Source organism: Citrobacter europaeus, assembly GCF_037482245.1.
In the GTDB taxonomy this organism is placed as follows: domain Bacteria; phylum Pseudomonadota; class Gammaproteobacteria; order Enterobacterales; family Enterobacteriaceae; genus Citrobacter; species Citrobacter europaeus.
Genome location: NZ_CP148084.1, coordinates 2417400 through 2439524, shown reverse-complemented (window position 1 = coordinate 2439524; position 22125 = coordinate 2417400). Strand labels below are relative to the sequence as shown.

The window sequence follows — 22125 nt, the reverse complement described above, 5'->3', positions numbered from 1 at the left end:
ACGATATACCTCAGCCAAAAGGAGTTACCGATGAAACTGTTCTACAAACCGGGCGCTTGTTCTCTCGCTTCCCACATCACCCTTCGGGAGAGTGGTAAAGATTTCACGCTGGATGGTGTTGATCTGATGAAGAAACGTCTGGAAAACGGCGATGATTTTTTCGCGGTAAACCCAAAAGGTCAAGTTCCCGCGCTGCTGCTGGATGACGGTACGCTATTGACCGAAGGCGTCGCCATCATGCAATATCTGGCGGACACCGTACCAGACCGTCAGCTCCTTGCCCCAACCAGCAGCCTCTCCCGTTACAAAACCATCGAATGGCTTAACTACATTGCGACAGAACTGCATAAAGGCTTTACGCCTCTGTTCCGTCCCGATACGCCGGAAGACTTCAAGCCAACCGTTCGTGCGCAGTTGGAGAAAAAAATGCAGTACGTAAACGAGTCGCTGAAAGACGATCAATGGATCTGCGGCCCGCGCTTCAGCATCGCCGATGCCTATCTGTTCACCGTGCTGCGTTGGGCTTATGCGGTTAAGCTGAATATGGCAGGATTAAGCCATATCGACGCGTATATGGCACGTATGGCTGAACGCCCGGCAGTTGCCGCAGCGCTTAAAGCAGAAGGGTTAAATTAATTGTGGTTGCCGGGTGACGCTAACCCGGCCTACAGCTAAACATATGCCCGATAAGCGTGAACGCCATCGGGCATTGATTACAGCTGCGTCGCGCTGAAGTAGTGCTCAGGCTTCGCGATACGATCCTGTGCGGCCACGACCTGCAGCTCATACTCGTGCATTTCTTTGGTGGTAATCATCACTTCGTATACCGCCGCCGTCACATGCTCAAGCGCCTGCTGTAAAGATGCGCCCTGCAGCAGTTTCACCAGTAATAAGCCACTGGTAACATCACCCACGCCAACCGGCTGACGAGCGCCAAAATCAACTAACGGTCGGCTGATGTGCCACGCCTGTTCAGCCGTGACCAGCAGCATCTCGAAACGATCGGTGCTGATACCCGCGCGGGCCAGATGCTTCACCAGCACAATTTCTGGTCCCTGAGCGATAAGCTCACGCGCTGCCGCCACTGCCTCATTGACATTACTCACCGCATGCTCGCACAGAATTTCGAGTTCAACCAGGTTTGGGGCGATAATATCGCTGGCCGGAAGCGCATGGCGTACATGAAACTCCGCCACGCCCGGCGCGACAATACACCCTTTTTCCGGATGGCCCATCACCGGATCGCAAAAGTATTTCGCCCGCGGGTTGGCCGCTTTAACCTGGCGAACAATGCCCAGAATATGCTCGCCCTGTTCAGCAGAGCCAAGATAGCCACTCAATACGGCGTCACAGGTCTGAAGTTTATCGATATCGGCAATACCCTGGACGATTTCGGTCAGATGGCTCGGCGGCATCACGCAACCGGTCCATTTGCCGTACTGTGTGTGGTTAGAAAACTGAACGGTATTCAGCGGCCAGACATTTGCGCCAAGACGACGCATTGGAAACTCTGCTGCACTATTGCCCGCATGACCAAAAACAACGTGGGACTGGATGGCGAGGATATTCTTCATTTTACTTACCACAACCCTGAAAAAATAAAGGGGCGTAGTTTCCCACGCCCCTGCTAACTAAATCTTACTTCCAGCAAATCAGACAATAGTTCTTCTTGCCACGGCGCAGTAAGGTGTAGCGCCCAAACAGGATATCACTCTCCTGGAAGAAATATTCCGGATCGGATTGCTTCTCACCGTTGATGGTTACCGCGTTTGACGCAATAGTCTTACGTGCCTGACCGCGAGAAGGCTGCAACTCGGAGTCCACCAGCGCTTGCATCAGATCGGCACCTTTGTCCATCTCGATCATCGGCACGCCATCCTGCGCCAGCTGTTCGAAATCCGCTTCGCTCAAATCGCTCAGATTGCCGTTGAACAAGCTTTCGGTAATGCGTTTTGCCGCTACCAGACCTTCTTCACCGTGAACCAGACGCGTTACCTGCTCGGCCAGTACATACTGGGCGCGCGGTGCTTTACCGCTGTTTTTATCTTCTTCTTCCAGCGCATTGATCTCTTCAATGTCCATGAAAGTAAAGAATTTCAGGAAGCGATAAACGTCCGCATCGGCGGTGTTGATCCAGAACTGGTAGAATTTATACGGACTGGTTTTCTTCGGATCCAGCCACACAGCGCCGCCTTCAGTCTTACCGAATTTGGTGCCGTCAGCTTTAGTAATCAGCGGAACGGTCAGACCAAACACCTGGTTCTGATGCAGACGACGGGTCAAATCGATACCGGAAGTAATGTTGCCCCATTGGTCAGAACCGCCAATCTGCAGCGCCACGCCGTGCAATTTATTCAGGCAGGCAAAGTCATAACCCTGCAGCAGGTTGTAAGAAAACTCGGTAAAGGAGATCCCCTGATCGTCACGGTTCAGACGCTGCTTTACCGCTTCTTTGTTGATCATCTGGTTAACGGAGAAGTGTTTGCCGATATCACGCAGGAAAGTCAGTACGTTCATACCGCCAAACCAGTCGTAGTTATTCGCAGCAATCGCCGAGTTGTCGCCACAGTCGAAATCGAGGAACGGCGCAACCTGTTTGCGGATTTTATCCACCCACTCCTGCACGGTGTCTTCGGTATTCAGTTTACGCTCGGCGGCTTTAAAGCTCGGGTCACCAATCAAACCCGTTGCGCCACCTACCAGTGCGACAGGCTTATGGCCTGCCTGCTGGAAGCGTTTCAGGCATAACAATGGAACCAGATGCCCCAAATGCAAGCTGTCAGCGGTAGGATCGAAGCCGCAATAGAGCGCGATCGGGCCTTGCGCCAGTCGCTCTGCTAACGCTTCCTCGTCCGTCACCTGGGCCACCAGCCCCCGCTCTTGCAATTGTTTAATCAAGTTACTGCTTGCCATCAAAATCTCCATGTATAAAACGACTGCACCTTAGCCGGTACACGACTTTTCGCCTGATGCGAAAGAAACATAGAATAAAGCGCCGGATTGTTCAGCACCAGCGCTTAAAACAAGAAATTTGCATCTTTAGGGGGCAAGGCGATCAATTTTCCACGCGTTATCTTCGCGTTGGTATAAAAAACGATCGTGCAGACGGTTTTCACCACCCTGCCAGAATTCCATTTGCTCAATACTCACGCGAAAGCCGCCCCAGAAACTGGGCAGTGGTACTTCCCCTTGCTGGAACTTCTGCTTCAGTTCGAGGAATTTGCTTTCGAGAATACCGCGAGCGGAGATTCGGCTGGATTGCTTAGATACCCAGGCGCCAATCTGGCTGTCGCGTGGGCGACTGTGGAAGTATTTCACCACTTCGAGTGTGGAAAGACGCTCAGCCTTGCCGATCACCATCACCTGCCGTTCCAGCATGTGCCATGGGAATAAGAGGCTGATACGGGGATTTTTCTCGATCTGGTGCGCCTTGCGGCTGCCGAGATTGGTATAGAACACCAGACCTTTATCATCATAATGTTTGAGCAACACGATACGCTGATAAGGCTGGCCATTTTCATCAACGGTCGCAACGACCATTGCGGTAGGATCGGCCAGTTTGGCGTCACAGGCTTGCCCGAGCCAGCGCTCAAACAGCGCAAGGGGTTCGGCGGGAAGATCGCGGCGGCGAAGGCCGCCTTTCGTGTATTCACGGCGCAGATGCGCGATTTGCTGCAATTCGTCGTTATCAGACATGATGTTGGCTACGGATTGTCAGTGGGTGACGCTATTGTGCGCCGCCCAGGTGAAAATCTCAACGCTTCGGGTTCTGTAACTGACAGTTATTTAGCACAATTCTGTCTCGTTTATAGACCGTTGCCTCGTCGCCTTTAGACCAGAAGACGTAAATACCATCGGTATAGCGCGCGCCTGATGCTGACACGCCCTGTTTGAGGTTCAATAGCTGATTATCATAAACAAAACTCGCCTCCTGGCGGGTATTGTTCAGCTTGACGGTAAGCGGTTTTTCGTCACAGCGGTATTCCAGCGTATCCGTTTGCATACGCTCGACAAATTGGTTGTACACGCTACATCCGCTAAGCAGTACCGGCAGACACACTAATAACAGTTTTTTCATAGCCATATCCTGAAGACTTTCCTGGTCCAGGAGGGTAATGGCACCCTCCCTAATATCCCGAGTTTACCGGCATATGGCGCTGAATAATTTCAGTTAACTCTGAGTTCGCAGGTTAGCAGGATAAATTGCCCCTAAAACGCTCGGTTCTGACGCACCGGTCACGGAAGGTAAATTTCCCGGTAATCCCGCCAGCGTGCGCCACGCCAGCCAGGCAAAGGCTAACGCTTCCATATCATCGCCGCTAATCCCGGCCTCATCGGTTGAGGTGACCTCTGTACCCGGCAATAATGCCGCCAGACGCATCATCAGCAGCGGATTACGGCTTCCACCACCGCATACCATTAGCCGTTCACAACCGCCGCTCAACAGGACTTGCTCGGAAATGGTGACCGCCGTCAGTTCGGCAAGCGTCGCCTGCACATCGCGCGGACTTATTCCCGGGAAATGCGCCAGATGACGTTCTATCCAACCATAATTAAAATACTCGCGGCCTGTGCTTTTCGGCGCAGGCGCAGAAAAATACGGATCGTTCAGCATATTTTGCAATAAAGGCAAGATCACCGTTCCCGAATTGGCCCACTGCGCATCTTTGTCGTAGGGTTGACCGCATTGCCGCCAGATCCAGGCATCCATCAGCATATTACCCGGCCCGGTGTCGTAGCCGCGAACGGGCTGCTGCGGAATAAGCAGAGACAGATTGGCAATTCCGCCAATGTTCAGCACCATCCGTCGTTCCGTTGGATGTGCCAACAGCGCCTGATGAAAAGCGGGAACCAGCGGCGCGCCCTGCCCGCCGAGGGCGATATCGCGACGGCGAAAATCGCCAACCACGGTGATGCCGGTTCGCGCGACGATCTGATTGTTGTCGCCAATTTGCAGCGTATGCGGTGCGCGTCCCGTGGGTTCATGCCACACGGTTTGCCCATGACAGCCAATCGCGACGATCTCCTGCGGCTTCAATTTTTCCTGTGCCAGCAGCGCATTCACCGCCTCGGCAAACAGATAACCGAGCTGCGCATCCAATTGGCCAAACTGCGATAGCGTAAGCTGCTGGCCCTGGCAGATATCCAGAATCGCCTGCTTTATATGGAGGGGGATAGGCCAGGTCAGACTCGCCTGCTGCGCAACCATCGTTTCATCTATCGTCGCCAGCACAACATCGACGCCATCAAGGCTGGTTCCAGACATTACACCGATAAAACGGCCCGATTTCATATGTCATCCTTTTAAGCAAATTAGCCTTGACACTCAACCATAAAGTGCCGACTAATGCCATGCTTCCTTAATGATTTTTAATGCCTAATCATTACACTGGACGCTTTATTACATCAATTATATGAATGATTCGTTTATACTCGGTATATCCGATTTCGGTTAAGATTTTCATATTGTTCCAGTAGAACATGTGACCTTAGGCTCACAAATGCCATATAATTTAGCCATGAAGAGTGCTTAATTAGCGTTTCGTGGTGACAAAGGAGATTTGTAAATGATTAAACGTGTGCTGATTGTTTCATTAATGGGCGTATCTTTAGCGGGCTGCGTTAACAATGATAGCCTCTCAGGCGACGTCTATACTGCATCCGAAGCGAAACAAGTTCAGAACGTTACCTACGGTACGATTGTTCATGTTCGTCCGGTGCAAATCCAGGGTGGCGATGACGCAAACGTGATTGGCGCAATCGGTGGTGCGGTACTCGGCGGGTTCCTTGGTAACACCGTCGGCGGCGGTACCGGTCGTTCGTTAGCCACGGCTGCTGGCGCAGTTGCCGGTGGCGTAGCGGGTCAAGGCGTACAAGGTGCGATGAATAAAACCCAGGGTGTGGAACTGGAAATCCGTAAGGACGACGGTAATACCATCATGGTGGTTCAGAAACAGGGTGCGACCAAGTTCTCCGCCGGCCAGCGCGTTGTTATGGCTAACAACGGCAGCCAGGTTACCGTGTCTCCACGATAATCAAATTCACGTGTGGTCAGACCCTGGCCACACGTCATCTTTGCGCTTCAGCTCTGTGACTGCAGCTCAATAATATTGTGTTCCAGTCTGGCGACCAGTTTAATCAGCAGATCAATTTCCTCAGCTGAAATCCCTTCCAAAATTTCTCCACGCGTCTTGTTGATAACCGCTTCCATATCAGCAATCAGCGGCTCTGCTTTTTCTGTCAGTTTAATTCTCTTTGCCCGACGATCGCTGGCGCAAGTCTGTCGTGAAATGAGTCCCTTTTCTTCCAGTTGGTCAAGCGTACGAACTAACGAAGGCTGCTCGATGCCAATTGCTTTAGCCAACTGAATCTGCGATTGATCAGGCGGCAATTGATGAATGTTGTGCAGCGTAACCCAATGCGTCTGCGTCAACTCCAGAGGTTTCAGGCGATGGTCAATCAGAGCACGCCAAATGCGCACCAACCGTGCCAGATCAGAACCTAATGGCGATTCCAATTTCATCTCCTTATAATTAGCTTGCTAAGTTATTGTGCTGATTTTAGAATAGTGTGCAGCATTTGTATTGCCAAAACAAATGTATTGCCAAATTTGCTTACCGGCTGACATTTTTTCAGACATTATGCGTTACAGAGACTCATTGTCTCTTTTTTGCTAAACCTATAGCAATGCTCTCTTCCGCCAAGGATTTTGCCCGTGAAGTTTATGTTTAATGCAACAGGATTGCCCCTACAAGATTTAATGATCGGAGCGTCTGTTTATTTCCCCCCTGTTTTCAAGGCGTTTGTAGCAGGATTCCTTCTCTGGCTGGTTGTCCATCGCCTGCTGCGCGACTGGATTTATTCCGGTGAGATCTGGCATCCCCTGTTAATGGATCTGTCACTCTTTACGCTTTGCGTATGTCTGGCCTTTGTAATGCTGATTGCGTGGTGATTATGTCGCTTAAAACCGTTAAATACTTCTCCACCATTATAGTCGCTGCAATCGCAGTTTTCGCCGGATGGTGGATGTGGAATTACTATATGCAGTCGCCCTGGACGCGTGACGGTAAAGTGCGTGCTGAGCAGGTTAGCATCACGCCGCAGGTCTCAGGCAGCATTAGCGAACTCAATATAAAAGATAACCAGTTCGTGAATAAAGGCGATGTGCTTTTTATCATCGACAAGACGCCGTTTCACATTGCTGAACTGAATGCGCAAGCGCAGCTGGCGAAAGCTCAGTCCGACCTGGCGAAAGCCAATAACGAGGCCAACCGACGCCGCCATTTATCGCAAAATTACATCTCAGCCGAAGATCTGGATACCGCTAATCTCAATGTGAAAGCCATGCAGGCCAGCGTTGAAGCAGCCGAGGCCAGTCTGCGCCAGGCACAATGGCAACTGACGCAAACGGTGGTCAAAGCGCCCGTGGCGGGTTGGGTTACCAATCTTTCTACCCGTACCGGAGACTATGCCTCAACCGGTAAGCCCTTGTTTGCCCTTGTCGACAGCCACTCTTTTTATGTGATGGGATATTTTGAAGAAACCAAGCTGCGCCACATTCGTGAAGGTGCGCCTGCGGTTATCACGCTCTACAGCGGCAATATTAAGTTACAGGGTCACGTCTCCAGTATTGGTCGCGCTATCTACGATCAAAGCGTGGAAAGTGATTCCGGCCTGATTCCCGACATCAAACCTAACGTGCCGTGGGTGCGTCTGGCGCAGCGTGTTCCGGTACGCATCGAATTCGACGCGCTACCGCATGATGTCACGCTGGTTTCTGGTACGACCTGCAGCGTGTCTGTCGGCCCGCGTAAATGAAACTGCCCCTCCTGACGCCAGGCAATTGGCCGTGGTTCAAAGCCACAGCAGCGCAGTGGCGTTACGCGCTGCGAAATACCATTGCCATGTGTCTGGCGTTGACGTTTGCCTATTATCTGAATCTGGATGAGCCCTACTGGGCGATGACCTCGGCGGCCGTGGTCAGTTTTCCTACCGTCGGCGGTGTTATCAGCAAAAGCCTGGGTCGCATGGCGGGTAGCTTGCTTGGCGCCACCGCCGCGTTGATTATCGCCGGTCATACCCTCAATGAACCATGGCTGTTTTTACTTTGTATGTCGGTGTGGATCGCTTTTTGTACCTGGGCCTGCGCGCATTTCACCAATAACGTCGCCTACGCTTTTCAATTGGCAGGTTATACGGCGGCGATCATCGCATTTCACATGGTCAATACCGTGGAGATTACCCAGCTATGGGACATCGCGCAGGCCCGCGTATGCGAGGTTATCCTCGGTATCCTGTGCGGTGGCGTGATGATGATGATCCTGCCCAGCACTTCCGATGGCACCGCGTTACTGACTGCGCTGAAAAACATGCATTCGCGTTTACTGGAACATGCCAGCTTACTCTGGCAACCTGAGACAACGGATGCCATTCGCACGGCTCATGAAGGTGTCATTGGCCAGATTTTGACCATGAACCTGCTACGAATTCAGGCATTCTGGAGTCATTACCGTTTTCGCCGTCAAAATGCGTTGCTCAATTCGCTGTTGCACCAGCAGTTGCGCATGACCAGCGTAATTTCTAGTCTGCGCAGGATGCTGCTGAACTGGCCTAATCCCCCGGCCAATACCCGGGATATCATCGAACAATTACTCAGCGAGCTGGTCAAATCCAATACCGACAGCTACACCGTTGCACGAATTATCGCTCCACTGCGGCCCGTCGATGCCCGTGACTATCGACATGTCGCCTTCTGGCAACGACTGCGTTATTTTTGTCGGCTCTATTTACGCAGCAGTCAGTATCTGCATTTGCTGGAAAATGGCGTTACCGCCGAACGTATAAATATCGCCCGCACACCAGGACTTGCCCGTCATACCGATAGTGCGGAAGCTATCTGGAGCGGGTTGCGTACGTTCTGCACGTTGATGCTTATCGGCGCATGGAGCATTGGCGCACAATGGGAATCAGGATCTGGCGCACTCACGCTCGCGGCCATCAGCAGCGTGCTGTATTCCGCCGTTGCCACGCCTTTCAAGTCGCTTTCTTTACTGATGCGCACGCTGGTTCTGCTGTCGCTGTTTAGCTTTGTGGTTAAGTTTGGCCTGATGGTGCAAATCTCTGACCTCTGGCAATTCATTCTGTTTCTTTTCCCGCTACTCGCCACCATGCAACTTCTGAAGCTGCAAATGCCTGCTCTGGCAGGTCTTTGGGGACAGTTGATCGTGTTTATGGGATCGTTTATCGCGGTGACCAATCCACCGGTTTACGATTTTGCTGGTTTCCTGAATGACAATATGGCAAAAATCGCTGGCGTGGCGCTGTCATGGCTGGCCTTCGCCATTTTGCGTCCCGGATCGGATGCGCGGAAAAGTCGCCGCCATATTCGCGCCCTGCGCCGGGATTTTGTCGATCAGCTCAGCCGACATCCATCACTCAGTGAAAACGAATTTGAGTCGCTGACCTATCATCATGTCAGCCAGCTCAGTAACAGTCAGGATGCGCTGGCGCGACGCTGGTTATTGCGCTGGGGGGTTGTCTTGCTGAACTGTTCGCACGTGGTGTGGCAACTGCGCACCTGGGAGGCGCGTTCAGATCCGCTGGCTCGCGTCAGGGACGTGTGTATCTCACTGCTTCGCGACGTGATGAGTGAACGCGGCGTTCAGCAACGTCCGCTGAATGCCACGCTGAGTGAGCTACAGCGCATCTGCGATACGCTTGCCCATCATCATCAACCTGCTGCGCAGGAACTGTCGGCATTGGTCTGGCGGCTACACTGCTCGCTTTCGCAGCTTGAACAAGCGCCGCCGCCGGGTACGCTAAGCAACTGATTATTTGATAACACCACAGGCGTAGCGCGCTCCGCCACCACCAAGCGGTTTCGGCTGATCGGACATATTATCGCCGCCCACATGGATCATCAGCGCTTTGCCTTTAACCTCATCGAGCGTTTTCAACCGCGGCGCAACAACGGGTGTTGTAGCGATACCGTCGTTATTCACCACCAGCAGTGGCAGGTCGCCCATATGGCCTGCGCCTTCGGGGCCTTCATGCTTGCCGGTTTGGTGCGGATCATAATGGCCTCCAGCCGATTCCGCGGCTGAGGCTTTCCCGTCTTTAATAGCCGGTTGGCAACTGCCGTTCGCATGCACATGGAAGCCATGTTCACCCGGCGGCAGGGCTTTCAGATCGGGCGTAAACTCCAGCCCCTTCCCGGTTTCAGCAATAGTGACCGTACCAATCGCCTGACCGACGCCTTGCGACGTTACCAGATTCATCGTCACTTTTTCTTCACTGGCAGCCTGCGCACCTGCACAGGCCAGTAAAGTGATAATGGCCAAACTCAAACGCTTCATAAGACCTCCATCCAAAAGGTGTCTGATTGTTAAGTGTAAACCAGTGACACAATTTTGAGCGGAGAAGCATCAAAAACGCGATTAAGGTACGTCGTAACCCAGCGCGGCTTTACGGATACGGAACCATTGCTGGCGAGACATGTTCAGTGACTCAGACTCAATGGCGGTACGTACGCGCTCTATTTTCCCTGAGCCAATAATCGGCAGCGGCTGAGACGGTAACCGTAAAATCCAGGCGTACACCACTTGTTCAATGGACTGCGCGTTCAGCTCTTCTGCGATCGCGGCAAGTTCATTACGTAATGGCTGAAAGGCATCGTCATTAAACAGACGACCACCGCCAAGGCAGGACCAGGCCATCGGACGAATGCGCAGCTGTTGCAATTGATCTAAAGTACCATCCAGCAGGAGCGGCTGATGTACTGGTGAAATCTCAACCTGATTGGTTGCCAGAGTAAACGGCAGACGCGATTGCAGCAGTGAGAACTGCGCCGGGGTAAAGTTAGAGACGCCAAAGTGACGCACTTTGCCGCTGTGGTGCAATTTTTTAAATGCATCAGCTACATCATCTGCATCCATAAGCGGATCGGGGCGGTGGATCAGCAGCAAATCAATATGATCGGTCGCCAGCAACTTCAACGACTCTTCCGCACTGGCAATAATGTGCGCGCTGTCGGTGATGTAATGACCCAGCGCATTTTCCGCGCGCGCCGTCGTCGCGATCCCGCATTTGGTCACAATTTGCATTTTTTCACGCAGGTGCGGAGCCAGCTTCATTGCCTCGCCAAACGCCGCCTCACACTGGTATCCGCCGTAAATATCGGCGTGATCGACGGTGGTAACGCCCAAATCCAGATGTTCTTCAATAAAGCTGACTAGCTGGCGCGGGGACATATTCCAGTCCATCAGGCGCCAGTAACCCATCACAAAGCGAGAAAATTCCGGACCTTGCGGCGCAATAGTAATACGCTGAACCATAGCAGCTTCCTTATAAGTGAATGTGCATCGAGTATACGCAATTACGCTTTTAAAAGAGTGAAGGTTGTTGCGGTTCTTCCGAAGGATTGGCTTTGTTTGCTCGTAATTTACGCATCAGTCGCTGACGACATAGCCGCAGCACTTCCTGCTTCTGGGCATCGCTCATATTTTGCCAGTTAAAACGCTCATCCCGACTGCGAAAACAGCCACGACAAAAACCGCGTTCGTCAGACTGACATATTCCACGGCATGGGCTCTGGACGGGGAAAAACTCCAGCTGTTCGGCCACATCCCCTCCTTTAATAAGATTGATATACCTATTGAAGACGTTAACTGAATTTCTCGCAAGCGCTATTGCATTAGACCGACTGGTCTATTACACTCGTTTCCATGAACAAAATCACTGAACACGATACACGCGAACATCTTCTGGCGACTGGCGAGCTGCTGTGTATGCAGCGCGGCTTCACCGGCATGGGCTTAAGCGAATTACTGAAAACCGCTGAAGTGCCCAAAGGTTCGTTTTATCACTATTTTCGCTCCAAAGAAGCGTTCGGTGTGGCGATGCTGGAACGCCACTATGCGGCCTACCATCAGCGACTGGCTACGCACTTTGATTCGGGGGCGGGTAACTACCGCGACCGTATTCTGGCCTACTATCAGGAAACCCTGAACCAGTTTAGCCAGCACGGCATTATTAGCGGCTGTTTAACTGTAAAACTGTCTGCCGAAGTGTGCGATCTCTCAGAGGATATGCGCACCGCGATGGATAAAGGCGCGCGGCACATTATTGTGCTGTTAGCGCAGGCGCTGGAGAAAGGTCAGGCAAACCATTGTCTGTCCTTTGTTGGCGAGCCGTTACAGCAGGCGCAAGTGTTGTATGCGCTATGGCTGGGCGCCAATTTGCAGGCCAAGATTTCTCGTAGCGCCACCCCGCTGGAAAATGCGCTGGCACACGTTAAAACCATCATCACAACGCCTGCCGTTTAACAGGCGTTTTTATTTCTTTTATTACTAGACGACCGGTCTATTCAGGAGTATCACATGTCATCTGAAAAACTGTTTTCCCCGCTGAAGGTGGGTGCCATTACGGCAGCAAACCGCGTATTCATGGCGCCATTGACGCGTCTGCGCAGTATTGAGCCTGGCGACATCCCTACTCCGCTAATGGTCGAGTATTACCGTCAACGCGCCAGCGCAGGTCTTATCATCAGCGAAGCGACGCAGATCTCCGCACAGGCGAAAGGCTATGCAGGGGCACCCGGCATACACAGCGAAGCGCAAATCGACGCATGGAAGAAAATCACCGCGGCCGTACACGCGGAGCAAGGCCATATTGCTGTCCAGTTGTGGCACACTGGGCGTATTTCTCACGCCAGTCTGCAGCCAAACGGTCAGGCACCGGTTGCACCTTCTGCGATTAGCGCCGGTACCCGCACCTCTCTTCGCGATGAAAACGGTCTGGCAACGCGTGCCGATACTTCAATGCCACGCGCACTGGAAACCGAAGAAATTCCGGGCATCGTTAATGACTTCCGTCAGGCTATTGCCAATGCACGCGAAGCGGGTTTCGACATGGTTGAACTGCACTCCGCTCACGGCTACCTGCTGCACCAGTTCCTGTCACCAACGTCAAACCAGCGTACCGATCAATACGGCGGCAGCGTCGAAAATCGTGCGCGGCTGGTGCTGGAAGTTGTCGATGCAGGAATTAAGGAATGGGGCGCCGATCGTATTGGTATTCGCGTCTCCCCGATTGGCTCTTTCCAGAACGTTGACAACGGCCCAAACGAAGAAGCTGATGCGCTGTATCTGATTGAACAACTGGGCAAACGCGGAATTGCTTACCTGCACATGTCTGAACCAGACTGGGCCGGTGGCGAGCCGTATTCCGACGCGTTCCGCGAAAAAGTTCGCGCACGTTTCCACGGCCCGATCATTGGCGCGGGCGCCTACACGCCTGAAAAAGCAGAAGCGCTGATCGAGAAAGGCCTGATCGACGCCGTTGCTTTTGGTCGCGCCTATATCGCTAACCCGGATCTGGTGGCTCGCCTGCAGCGTAAAGCTGAGCTGAATCCGCAACGTGCCGAAAGCTTCTACGGCGGCGGCGCGGAAGGTTACACCGATTATCCTACCCTCTAACGTCACAATCTCCGTTCTGCCATTGATAGCGGCGTAACAACGCCGCTATACTAAAACAACATTTTGAATGTATTAGCCATTTTCGAAGGGGAAAAAGATGCGTTTACTTCATACCATGCTGCGCGTGGGTGACCTGCAGCGTTCCATCGAGTTTTATACCAACGTGCTGGGCATGAAACTGCTGCGGACCAGCGAAAACCCTGAATACAAATATTCTCTGGCCTTTGTCGGTTACGGCCCTGAAACCAGTGAAGCCGTGATCGAATTGACCTATAACTGGGGTGTCGACAAGTATGAGCTGGGCACCGCCTACGGCCATATCGCTCTGAGCGTAGACAACGCAGCCGAGGCGTGTGAACGCATTCGCCAGAATGGCGGTAACGTTACGCGTGAAGCAGGTCCGGTAAAAGGCGGCTCCACAGTGATCGCGTTCGTTGAAGATCCCGACGGTTACAAAATTGAGCTGATCGAAGAGAAAGACGCCGGGCGCGGCCTGGGCGACTAACCTCCCCCTCGGGCACAGATCGTCTGTGCCCGTAGTTTTATACTCATCATTTTGCCATAATACGCGCTGCAATTTTCCCGTATTAAGAGACCCAGATGTCCGATAACGCTCAACTTTCCGGTCTGTGTGACCGTTTTCGTGGTTTTTATCCTGTCGTCATTGATGTCGAAACCGCAGGGTTTAATGCCAAAACCGATGCGCTGCTTGAGATCGCAGCCATCACACTGAAAATGGATGAACAAGGCTGGCTGATGCCGGACACGACGTTACATTTCCACGTAGAGCCGTTTGAAGGCGCGAATTTGCAGCCGGAGGCCCTCGCCTTTAACGGTATTGACCCTAACAATCCGCTACGCGGCGCGGTCAGCGAATATGACGCTCTGCATGCCATCTTCAAAATGGTGCGTAAAGGCATTAAAGACAGCGGCTGCAATCGGGCGATCATGGTGGCGCACAACGCTACGTTCGACCACAGTTTCATGATGGCTGCAGCAGAACGCGCCTCGCTGAAACGTAATCCGTTTCATCCGTTTGTCACCTTTGATACGGCGGCATTAAGCGGCCTGTCACTGGGACAGACGGTGTTGTCAAAAGCGTGTCTGGCGGCGGGAATGGAATTTGACGGGAATCAGGCGCACTCGGCGCTGTATGATACCGAACGTACTGCCGTGCTGTTTTGTGAAATCGTTAACCGCTGGAAACGTCTCGGCGGCTGGCCTCTTCCCGTACCTGAAGAAGCGTAACGGCGACATAAAAAAAGCGACCATTTCAGGTCGCTTTTTTACTTCTGCTGATATTACTCAGCGTCCGGCTCTTCAGTTTTGTATTTCGCCGCTGTTTCTTTAATCAGCTGCTGCAACTCACCGCGCTGGTACATTTCGATCAAAATGTCACAGCCGCCAACCAGCTCGCCGTCAACCCACAGTTGCGGGAAGGTCGGCCAGTTTGCGTATTTCGGCAGCTCGGCGCGAATATCTGGGTTCTGCAGAATATCAACATAAGCAAAGCGTTCACCACAGGCGGACAGCGCCTGCACAGCCTGTGCGGAGAAACCGCAGCTTGGCAGTTTAGGGGAACCTTTCATGTACAGGAGAATCGGGTTTTCAGCGATCTGGCGCTGGATTTTTTCGATAGTGGTGCTCATTATCTTGCTTCCTTAAACTTCTTTTACGGCAGTAGTCTGACATTGTAGCGGGTCAGACAGGCAACGGAAAATAACATTTTCATTACGCGTTATTATTTTATCCCCTGACGCTAAAAGTTGCATTCACAATCTCATTTATCCCTTTAAAGGCTGTGGATTTGATTATCCGTTCACCAACTCCTACGTTAATTGCTGTTTTTTTTTGCGGTCGGTTACGAAACATAAGTTTAAACAAAAAAAGCTATTAACTTTCCCTCTTTCTATAGATTAGAATCATCAAGTTTTGAAAATCACACGCAGGCACGATAGACCTGCCTTACCAGAGGACTGCTCAGTGGCGCGGATAAACCGAATCTCGATCACGCTCTGTGCTTTACTTTTTACTACACTGCCCTTTACGCCTATGGCTCATGCTTCCAAGCAGGCCAGGACGACACCTACCAATTCTCACACCATCAAAACGGTAGATAAAAAGAAAAGCGCTACAGCCAGCCAAAAAACAACAAAGACCAGCAAGAAAACGGCGACAAAGACCACCAGTAAAACCAGCACCAAAACCGCTTCCTCTTCAAAAAAACGCACAGCCGCTCCGGCAAAGTCGACTAAAACTGTAAATCGTCGTGGTAAAACTGCCGCAGCACAAACTGCTGCCGTTACCTGGACTGAAAAATGCACACCGCGCAAAGGCCATAAGCCGCGCTGTGTGAAGGTGAAAACCACCACCCCAACGACGCTTGCTGACGCGCATAAAGTGAAAGTGCAGAAAGCGACTAAAACCGCCATGTCTACCTTGATGAACCAAATCGGCAAACCTTATCGCTGGGGCGGCACCTCACCAAGAACCGGGTTTGACTGCAGCGGACTGGTCTATTACGCCTATAAAGATCTGGTGAAATTCCGCATTCCGCGTACCGCGAACGAAATGTATCACCTGCGCGATGCCGCGCCGATCGAACGTGGCGAACTGAAAAATGGCGATCTGGTCTTTTTCCGTACCCAGGGTCGCGGAACCGCCGATCACGTTGGCGTGTATGTTGGCAACGGTAAGTTTATTCAGTCACCGCGAAGCGGGCAGGAAATTCAAATCACCTCTCTGAGTGAAGATTACTGGCAGCGCCACTATGTGGGCGCTCGTCGGGTAATGACGCCAAAAACAATTCGCTAAAAACTTACCCTACAGAACATGCTGTAGGGTAAGTTCTTCTTTTGCATAACCTTTCAATTTGCTACCCTATCCTTACTCACAATGAGGCTATTGTGTGTACTCAATATAAATAATAAGGAGAGAAGCAATGTCGTTTGAATTACCTGCATTACCGTATGCCAAAGATGCTCTGGCACCGCATATTTCTGCCGAAACGCTGGAATACCACTATGGCAAACACCATCAAACCTACGTGACCAATCTGAACAACCTGATTAAAGGCACTGCGTTTGAAGGTAAATCACTGGAAGAGATCGTACGTAGCTCTGAAGGTGGTGTCTTCAATAACGCAGCACAGGTCTGGAACCACACGTTCTACTGGAACTGCCTGGCACCGAACGCAGGTGGCGAACCAACCGGTAAACTGGCCGAGGCAATTGTCGCCTCCTTTGGCAGCTTTGCGGATTTCAAAGCGCAGTTCACCGACGCCGCTATCAAAAACTTCGGTTCTGGCTGGACCTGGCTGGTTAAAGGAACGGATGGCAAACTGGCTATCGTTTCCACCTCCAACGCGGGTACTCCGCTGACCACCGACGCGACGACGCTGATGACCGTTGACGTATGGGAACACGCCTACTACATCGATTATCGCAATGCCCGTCCTGGTTACCTGGAGCACTTCTGGGCGCTGGTGAACTGGGAATTTGTTGCGAAGAACTTCGCAGCATAAAAAGATAACGCAGAAGGGAACCCCTTCTGCGTTTTAGTTTTAATGAGTGGCAGTACAGACCTCTTCAGGCTGTTTCCGCGCCGAGATAAAGACCAGCAGCAGCGCAAGCCCCGCCACAATCGCCCCCATCACCGGCACAAAACTGTAGCCTAAACCACCGGAAATCACCGCCCCACCGGCTGCGGCACCCAGTGCGTTCCCCAGGTTAAATGCGCCAATATTGACTGACGACGATAATCCAGGCGCTTCGCTGGCAACGCGCATCACACGCATCTGCAACGGTGGAACGACGGCAAACGTCGCCGCGCCCCAGACCACCATACTGACCGCCGCGCCCAGCTCATTTCGCGCAAGCAAAGGAATGGCCAGCATAATAACCATCAACAGCAGTAAAAAACCTTTCAGCGTACCGTTCACTGAACGGTCAGCCAGTTTGCCGCCAAAGTAGTTACCGATCGAGAAGCCAACGCCTATCAGCACCAGCATACCGGTGACAAATGCCGGTGTGGCATGGGTGATAGTATGCAACACCGGTGAGATGTAGGTATAAAGCGTGAACATCGCCCCGGCGCCCAGAACGGTCGTCAGCAGTGCCGACAGCACCTGCGGGCGCATAAGTACCGCCAGTTCACTACGGACATCCGGGCGCTCTCCTGCCCCACCTTTGGGTAATGAGAAGAACAGGCTGACCATCGCGATGACCCCAAGACCCGCCGTTGCCATAAACGACATGCGCCAGCCGATGGTTTCACCAAGCCAGGTTGCCGCCGGAACTCCGCCAATATTGGCAATGGTTAACCCCATAAACATGGTTGCCACGGCGCTGGCCTGCTTATGTTTGGGTACCACGCTTGCAGCAACCACAGAGCCAAGACCAAAAAATGCCCCGTGATTCAGACTGGTCAAAATACGCGATAACATCAGCGTGGTGTAATCCGGTGAGATAGCCGAGAGCACGTTACCCAGCGTAAAAATCGCCATCAGGAATATCAACGCATTACGTCGCGCACGATGAGACAGCAATAATGTCATCAGCGGAGCGCCCACCATTACGCCAACCGCATACGCGCTGATCAACATGCCGGCCGCCGGAATCGAGACATCCACACCTTTGGCTATGACGGGCAATAATCCCATTGGCGAAAATTCGGTGGTACCAATGCCAAACGCGCCGATCGCCAGCGCCAGTAATGGATAATTGAGTTTCATATTGCGACTCCGTAACGTCGAGCCATGGCGCGACATAAAATAAGAGTCAAAAGCATGACATTGATCGCAAAATTAATAAAGTTAACAAAACTGCAAAAGACTTTTGCTTATTCGCAAACAATAGAGGGGAAAAGCCAGCGGAAAGGATGAGGGAGAATTAACTCCCTCGGGGAAATCAATGCAGCGCTGCGGTCAGGCCACTCGCGACGATCAAGCCCAGAACAATAATGGTAGTTACTAACGAAAATTTCAGATCGGTGCTCATCAAGTTTTCTCCTTTTTATTCCCACACAAAAAGTGATATTGCGCATTTTTACACACTTGAAAGCAAAAATCTCTCACGATTTATATTGATAACTGCTTTTAACTCTTCCCCTTTTCGTTAAGATCAGACAAAATTCCACGCTTACTTGATTAGCGTACCGGCCATTGACCCCTTCCTGACGTTCCGTGTCGTTTTCCCGGCGTGCCGCAACCCTTACGTTGCGCTAAGGGTGTGTTAAGGCAAACGTTTACCTGGAGTATTCTCAGGAGCTTAGGATATGGTCTGGAGTGAGATGTAATGGCAACAATTAAAGATGTAGCGAAGCGAGCAAACGTTTCCACTACAACCGTATCACACGTAATTAACAAAACACGCTTTGTCGCGGAAGAAACGCGTAATGCTGTCTGGGCGGCGATCAAAGAGCTGCACTATTCTCCGAGCGCAGTGGCACGCAGCCTGAAGGTGAATCACACCAAGTCTATTGGCTTGTTGGCCACCAGCAGCGAAGCGGCCTATTTCGCTGAAATTATCGAAGCCGTTGAGAAAAACTGTTTCCAGAAAGGCTATACCCTGATTCTGGGTAACGCATGGAACAGTCTCGAAAAACAGCAGGCCTATCTGTCGATGATGGCGCAAAAGCGCGTTGATGGTCTGCTGGTGATGTGTTCCGAGTATCCGGAGCCGCTGCTGACGATGCTCGAAGAGTATCGCCATATTCCGATGGTCGTCATGGACTGGGGCGAAGCAAAAGCCGACTTTACCGATACGGTCATTGATAACGCCTTCGAAGGCGGTTACATGGCAGGTCGGTATCTGGTAGAACGCGGTCATCGTGAGATTGGCGTGATCCCTGGCCCAATGGAACGTAACACCGGAGCCGGGCGTCTGGCAGGTTTTATGAAAGCGATGGAAGAAGCGCTGATTAAAGTGCCTGAAAACTGGATTGTGCAGGGCGATTTTGAACCTGAGTCCGGCTATCGCGCCATGCAGCAAATTTTGTCACAGTCGCATCGTCCGACCGCCGTCTTCTGTGGTGGCGATATTATGGCGATGGGTGCACTGTGCGCCGCTGACGAGATGGGACTGCGCGTACCGCAGGATGTCTCGCTCATCGGGTACGACAACGTGCGCAACGCCCGCTTCTTCACGCCGGCCCTGACGACTATTCACCAGCCGAAAGATTCGCTGGGTGAAACGGCCTTCAACATGTTGTTAGACCGTATCGTGAATAAGCGCGAAGAGTCACAATCTATCGAGGTGCATCCGCGTCTGGTAGAACGCCGCTCGGTTGCCGACGGCCCGTTCCGCGATTACCGCCGCTAAGCCTGTTGCGCGGGGGCCTCATCTGGCTCCCGCAGCCATTCCTTGTTCAACGTTTCACTATCCCCTAAATAATCCAGCAGCCAGCTCAATGCCGGCGACGTATCGTTCTGTTGCCATGTCAGGCAGCATGCGGCATCAGGAAATGGATTCTCCAACTGTAGCGCAACCCATTTGCCGCTATCGATCCACGGTTTGGCAAAATGCGTCGGTACCATGCCGACGCACAACCCTGCAGACAAACAGGTAGCGGAAGATTCCCAGTCTGGCACCACAACGCGCTTTTGGTTATCCAGCAGCCAGGTAATACGCTTTGGCAACGTACGGGAGGTATCTTCACGCACCAGTGACGGCCAGTTGCGCAACGTGTCATCACTCAGCGGCCCGGGCATTGACGCCAACGGATGATGGCTAGCCACCACGCAGCTCCAGCTCAGCATTCCCATGTCACGGAAGGTATAGCGGCCCCCCACCGGAATCGCCTGCGTGGCGCCGATTGCCAGTTCAACGCGCCCATCGGACAGCGCATCCCAGACGCCGTTAAAGACTTCCTGGAAAACCAACAGTTCCACATCGTCAAAATGACGATAGAAATCGACGATCATTTGTCGGGTACGATCTGGGCGGACAATGTTATCGACTGCGATCGCCAGTTGTCCGCGCCAGCCGTTGGCAATTTGCTGGCATTGCTGGCGAGTGATCTGCATTTTTTTGATAACAGAGCGGCCTTCTTTAAGAAACCATGCGCCAGCAGGCGTCAATTCCACATCCCGATGGCGCCGCTCAAAAAGCGGCACCGCCAGCCACTCTTCCAGTTGACGTACGGTGTAGCTTACCGCGGAGGGTACACGGTGCAACTCCTGGGCGGCAGAACTAAAGCTGCCGTTACGCGCAACGGCATCAACCACTTCAAGTGAATATTCCGACCACATATTCTGCCTGCAAAAAATTTGAAATCAGTAAGCAAATATTAGCGTTTCACAGCGAGAATTACACTCACTACACTCAGCGGCATTGTTCTATTGCTAAAAAAAGAGAAATGATGATGCAACCTGGGAAAGGGTTTTTAGTCTGGCTGGCAGGTCTTAGCGTGCTCGGCTTTCTGGCAACGGATATGTATCTGCCCGCCTTTGCCGCAATTCAGTCCGATTTGCAAACACCTGCATCTGCCGTCAGCGCCAGCCTTAGCTTGTTCTTAGCCGGTTTTGCCGTCGCGCAACTTTTGTGGGGGCCACTTTCCGACCACTACGGTCGCAAACCTATTTTGCTGCTGGGTTTATCTATCTTTGCACTGGGCAGTCTGGGCATGCTGTGGGTTGAAAACGCCACCGGCCTGCTGGTGCTGCGCTTTGTCCAGGCCGTTGGTGTTTGCGCTGCATCGGTTATCTGGCAGGCGTTGGTCACCGATTATTATCCTTCACAAAAAGTAAACCGCATCTTTGCCACCATTATGCCGCTGGTCGGATTATCTCCGGCATTAGCACCATTACTAGGCAGTTGGATCCTGGTACATTTTTCCTGGCAGGCCATTTTCGCCACCCTTTTTGCCATTACCCTAATTCTGATGCTTCCCGCACTGCGCTTAAAACCGACGGTTAAAGCACGCGACGACAGCCAGGACAAACCGACGTTCGCCACCTTGCTACGCTCGAAAACTTACCGCGGAAACGTGCTGATTTATGCCGCCTGTTCCGCAAGCTTTTTCGCATGGCTGACGGGTTCCCCGTTCATCCTCAGCGAAATGGGCTACAGTCCAGCGGTGATTGGCCTGAGCTATGTTCCGCAAACTATCGCTTTCTTAATCGGTGGTTACGGCTGCCGCGCTGCGCTGCAAAAATGGCAGGGCCGTCAACTGCTGCCCTGGTTACTCATTCTGTATGCCATCAGCGTTGTGGCCACCTGGGCAACCGGCTTTATTCATCATGTTGCGCTGGCTGAAATCCTGATCCCATTCTGTGTGATGGCGATCGCTAACGGGGCAATCTATCCTATCGTCGTCGCGCAAGCATTACGTCCTTTCCCACAAGCAACAGGACGCGCAGCCGCATTGCAGAACACACTGCAACTGGGTTTATGCTTCCTCGCAAGCCTTGTGGTTTCCTGGTTAATCGCTACCCCACTGCTCACCACCACCAGCGTGATGCTGACAACGGTGCTGCTGGCGGGCGTGGGTTACAAAATGCAATCACAGAAAGCTGACGCCCCGCAAACAGATGATCGTGCGCAAATTGCCCACGGTGAGTCTCACTAAAGATTGTTGCGGGCAATTAATTAGCCCGCTAACAATTATCAGTTGAATCGATAAAAAATCAGGCCTATACTGATTTCCGGTT

Annotated in this window: 25 protein-coding genes and 1 pseudogene; 13 read left to right on the top strand and 13 right to left on the bottom strand. The window is 52.3% G+C overall.

Features of this window, described 5'->3' with window-relative positions; all coding sequences use genetic code 11:
• The first annotated feature begins 30 nt into the window (after positions 1–30).
• The gene (gene gstA / locus WHR59_RS11510) at positions 31–636 is read left to right on the top strand and encodes a glutathione transferase GstA (protein ID WP_080625144.1); all 606 of its coding nucleotides are present in this window, start codon (positions 31–33) and stop codon (positions 634–636) included.
• Between the two features lie 77 nt (positions 637–713).
• Here gstA and pdxY read toward each other — a convergent pair whose 3' ends face one another.
• The 5 genes from pdxY to anmK form a co-directional block, all read right to left on the bottom strand.
• On the bottom strand, positions 714–1574 hold the full coding sequence (pdxY, locus tag WHR59_RS11505) for a pyridoxal kinase PdxY (protein ID WP_043016422.1): 861 nt from the start codon (positions 1572–1574) through the stop codon (positions 714–716).
• Positions 1575–1638: 64 nt separating this feature from the next.
• Entirely contained in the window at positions 1639–2913 is a 1275-nt protein-coding gene (gene tyrS, locus WHR59_RS11500; RefSeq protein ID WP_003029168.1) for a tyrosine--tRNA ligase, read from the bottom strand.
• 126 nt (positions 2914–3039) lie between these two features.
• Positions 3040–3696 (bottom strand): pyridoxamine 5'-phosphate oxidase, encoded by a 657-nt coding sequence (gene pdxH, locus WHR59_RS11495; RefSeq protein ID WP_043016423.1) that lies wholly within the window; start codon positions 3694–3696, stop codon positions 3040–3042.
• Positions 3697–3754: 58 nt separating this feature from the next.
• Positions 3755–4084 (bottom strand): C-type lysozyme inhibitor, encoded by a 330-nt coding sequence (mliC, locus tag WHR59_RS11490; protein WP_087050595.1) that lies wholly within the window; start codon positions 4082–4084, stop codon positions 3755–3757.
• A gap of 87 nt (positions 4085–4171) precedes the next feature.
• Positions 4172–5293: an anhydro-N-acetylmuramic acid kinase gene (gene anmK / locus WHR59_RS11485; protein ID WP_181634677.1), complete on the bottom strand. Its 1122-nt coding sequence runs from the start codon at positions 5291–5293 to the stop codon at positions 4172–4174.
• Positions 5294–5567: 274 nt separating this feature from the next.
• Here anmK and slyB point away from each other — a divergent pair, with 274 nt between their 5' ends.
• Positions 5568–6035 (top strand): outer membrane lipoprotein SlyB, encoded by a 468-nt coding sequence (gene slyB / locus WHR59_RS11480; RefSeq protein WP_003029175.1) that lies wholly within the window; start codon positions 5568–5570, stop codon positions 6033–6035.
• Between the two features lie 47 nt (positions 6036–6082).
• Here the strand turns inward: slyB and slyA are convergent, their stop codons facing one another.
• Positions 6083–6523, bottom strand: a complete 441-nt coding sequence (gene slyA, locus WHR59_RS11475) for a transcriptional regulator SlyA (RefSeq protein ID WP_043016426.1) — start codon at positions 6521–6523, stop codon at positions 6083–6085.
• A 192-nt stretch (positions 6524–6715) separates the two neighbouring features.
• On the opposite strand from slyA, the gene WHR59_RS11470 reads away from it, so the two are divergent.
• The 3 genes and pseudogenes from WHR59_RS11470 to WHR59_RS11460 all read left to right on the top strand — a co-directional run bounded on the left by WHR59_RS11470 (position 6716) and on the right by WHR59_RS11460 (position 9855).
• Positions 6716–6952, top strand: coding sequence for a DUF1656 domain-containing protein (locus tag WHR59_RS11470; protein ID WP_047411444.1), 237 nt, complete (start codon positions 6716–6718; stop codon positions 6950–6952).
• 2 nt (positions 6953–6954) lie between these two features.
• Entirely contained in the window at positions 6955–7818 is an 864-nt protein-coding gene (locus WHR59_RS11465; RefSeq protein WP_047411447.1) for an HlyD family secretion protein, read from the top strand.
• Positions 7815–9855: pseudogene (locus WHR59_RS11460) on the top strand (FUSC family protein). The gene WHR59_RS11465 and the pseudogene WHR59_RS11460 overlap by 4 nt, the downstream one beginning before the upstream one ends.
• On the opposite strand, the gene sodC reads toward WHR59_RS11460, so the two are convergent.
• The 3 genes from sodC to WHR59_RS11445 all read right to left on the bottom strand — a co-directional run bounded on the left by sodC (position 9831) and on the right by WHR59_RS11445 (position 11622).
• Complete coding sequence (gene sodC, locus WHR59_RS11455) at positions 9831–10355, bottom strand: superoxide dismutase [Cu-Zn] SodC (RefSeq protein ID WP_047411451.1); 525 nt, start codon at positions 10353–10355, stop codon at positions 9831–9833. The pseudogene WHR59_RS11460 and the gene sodC sit on opposite strands and share 25 nt — an antisense overlap.
• An 81-nt stretch (positions 10356–10436) precedes the next feature.
• The gene (locus WHR59_RS11450; RefSeq protein WP_043016431.1) at positions 10437–11333 is read right to left on the bottom strand and encodes an aldo/keto reductase; all 897 of its coding nucleotides are present in this window, start codon (positions 11331–11333) and stop codon (positions 10437–10439) included.
• 49 nt (positions 11334–11382) lie between these two features.
• The gene (locus WHR59_RS11445) at positions 11383–11622 is read right to left on the bottom strand and encodes a DUF1289 domain-containing protein (protein WP_043016432.1); all 240 of its coding nucleotides are present in this window, start codon (positions 11620–11622) and stop codon (positions 11383–11385) included.
• A 101-nt stretch (positions 11623–11723) separates the two neighbouring features.
• On the opposite strand from WHR59_RS11445, the gene WHR59_RS11440 reads away from it, so the two are divergent.
• The 4 genes from WHR59_RS11440 (at position 11724) to rnt (ending at position 14723) form a co-directional block, all read left to right on the top strand.
• Complete coding sequence (locus tag WHR59_RS11440; RefSeq protein WP_047411458.1) at positions 11724–12323, top strand: TetR/AcrR family transcriptional regulator; 600 nt, start codon at positions 11724–11726, stop codon at positions 12321–12323.
• A gap of 54 nt (positions 12324–12377) precedes the next feature.
• Positions 12378–13475 (top strand): alkene reductase, encoded by a 1098-nt coding sequence (locus WHR59_RS11435; protein WP_213731833.1) that lies wholly within the window; start codon positions 12378–12380, stop codon positions 13473–13475.
• Between the two features lie 97 nt (positions 13476–13572).
• Entirely contained in the window at positions 13573–13980 is a 408-nt protein-coding gene (gene gloA / locus WHR59_RS11430) for a lactoylglutathione lyase (RefSeq protein WP_043016435.1), read from the top strand.
• A gap of 95 nt (positions 13981–14075) precedes the next feature.
• A complete protein-coding gene (gene rnt / locus WHR59_RS11425) occupies positions 14076–14723 on the top strand; it encodes a ribonuclease T (RefSeq protein WP_003029200.1) in 648 nt (215 codons plus the stop codon).
• A gap of 53 nt (positions 14724–14776) precedes the next feature.
• On the opposite strand, the gene grxD is transcribed toward rnt, so the two are convergent.
• Complete coding sequence (gene grxD / locus WHR59_RS11420) at positions 14777–15124, bottom strand: monothiol glutaredoxin 4 (RefSeq protein WP_003832760.1); 348 nt, start codon at positions 15122–15124, stop codon at positions 14777–14779.
• A gap of 334 nt (positions 15125–15458) precedes the next feature.
• Here grxD and WHR59_RS11415 point away from each other — a divergent pair, with 334 nt between their 5' ends.
• Together WHR59_RS11415 and sodB are read left to right on the top strand one after the other, a co-directional pair.
• Positions 15459–16289, top strand: coding sequence for a C40 family peptidase (locus WHR59_RS11415; protein ID WP_043016436.1), 831 nt, complete (start codon positions 15459–15461; stop codon positions 16287–16289).
• A 127-nt stretch (positions 16290–16416) separates the two neighbouring features.
• Positions 16417–16998, top strand: coding sequence for a superoxide dismutase [Fe] (gene sodB / locus WHR59_RS11410; protein ID WP_338844008.1), 582 nt, complete (start codon positions 16417–16419; stop codon positions 16996–16998).
• 39 nt (positions 16999–17037) lie between these two features.
• Here sodB and WHR59_RS11405 read toward each other — a convergent pair whose 3' ends face one another.
• Together WHR59_RS11405 and cydH are read right to left on the bottom strand one after the other, a co-directional pair.
• Positions 17038–18207 carry an MFS transporter gene (locus WHR59_RS11405; protein ID WP_043016438.1) on the bottom strand — a complete coding sequence of 390 codons (1170 nt, stop codon included), beginning with the start codon at positions 18205–18207 and terminating at the stop codon, positions 17038–17040.
• Between the two features lie 175 nt (positions 18208–18382).
• On the bottom strand, positions 18383–18472 hold the full coding sequence (cydH, locus tag WHR59_RS11400) for a cytochrome bd-I accessory subunit CydH (protein WP_072036634.1): 90 nt from the start codon (positions 18470–18472) through the stop codon (positions 18383–18385).
• A 297-nt stretch (positions 18473–18769) separates the two neighbouring features.
• Between cydH and purR the strand changes: the two genes are divergently transcribed.
• Positions 18770–19795: an HTH-type transcriptional repressor PurR gene (gene purR / locus WHR59_RS11395; RefSeq protein ID WP_043016439.1), complete on the top strand. Its 1026-nt coding sequence runs from the start codon at positions 18770–18772 to the stop codon at positions 19793–19795.
• Here purR and punR read toward each other — a convergent pair.
• Entirely contained in the window at positions 19792–20724 is a 933-nt protein-coding gene (gene punR, locus WHR59_RS11390; protein ID WP_043016440.1) for a DNA-binding transcriptional activator PunR, read from the bottom strand. The two genes, purR and punR, sit on opposite strands and share 4 nt — an antisense overlap.
• A 113-nt stretch (positions 20725–20837) precedes the next feature.
• On the opposite strand from punR, the gene punC reads away from it, so the two are divergent.
• Positions 20838–22043 (top strand): purine nucleoside transporter PunC, encoded by a 1206-nt coding sequence (punC, locus tag WHR59_RS11385; RefSeq protein WP_338844075.1) that lies wholly within the window; start codon positions 20838–20840, stop codon positions 22041–22043.
• Positions 22044–22125: the final 82 nt, after the last annotated feature.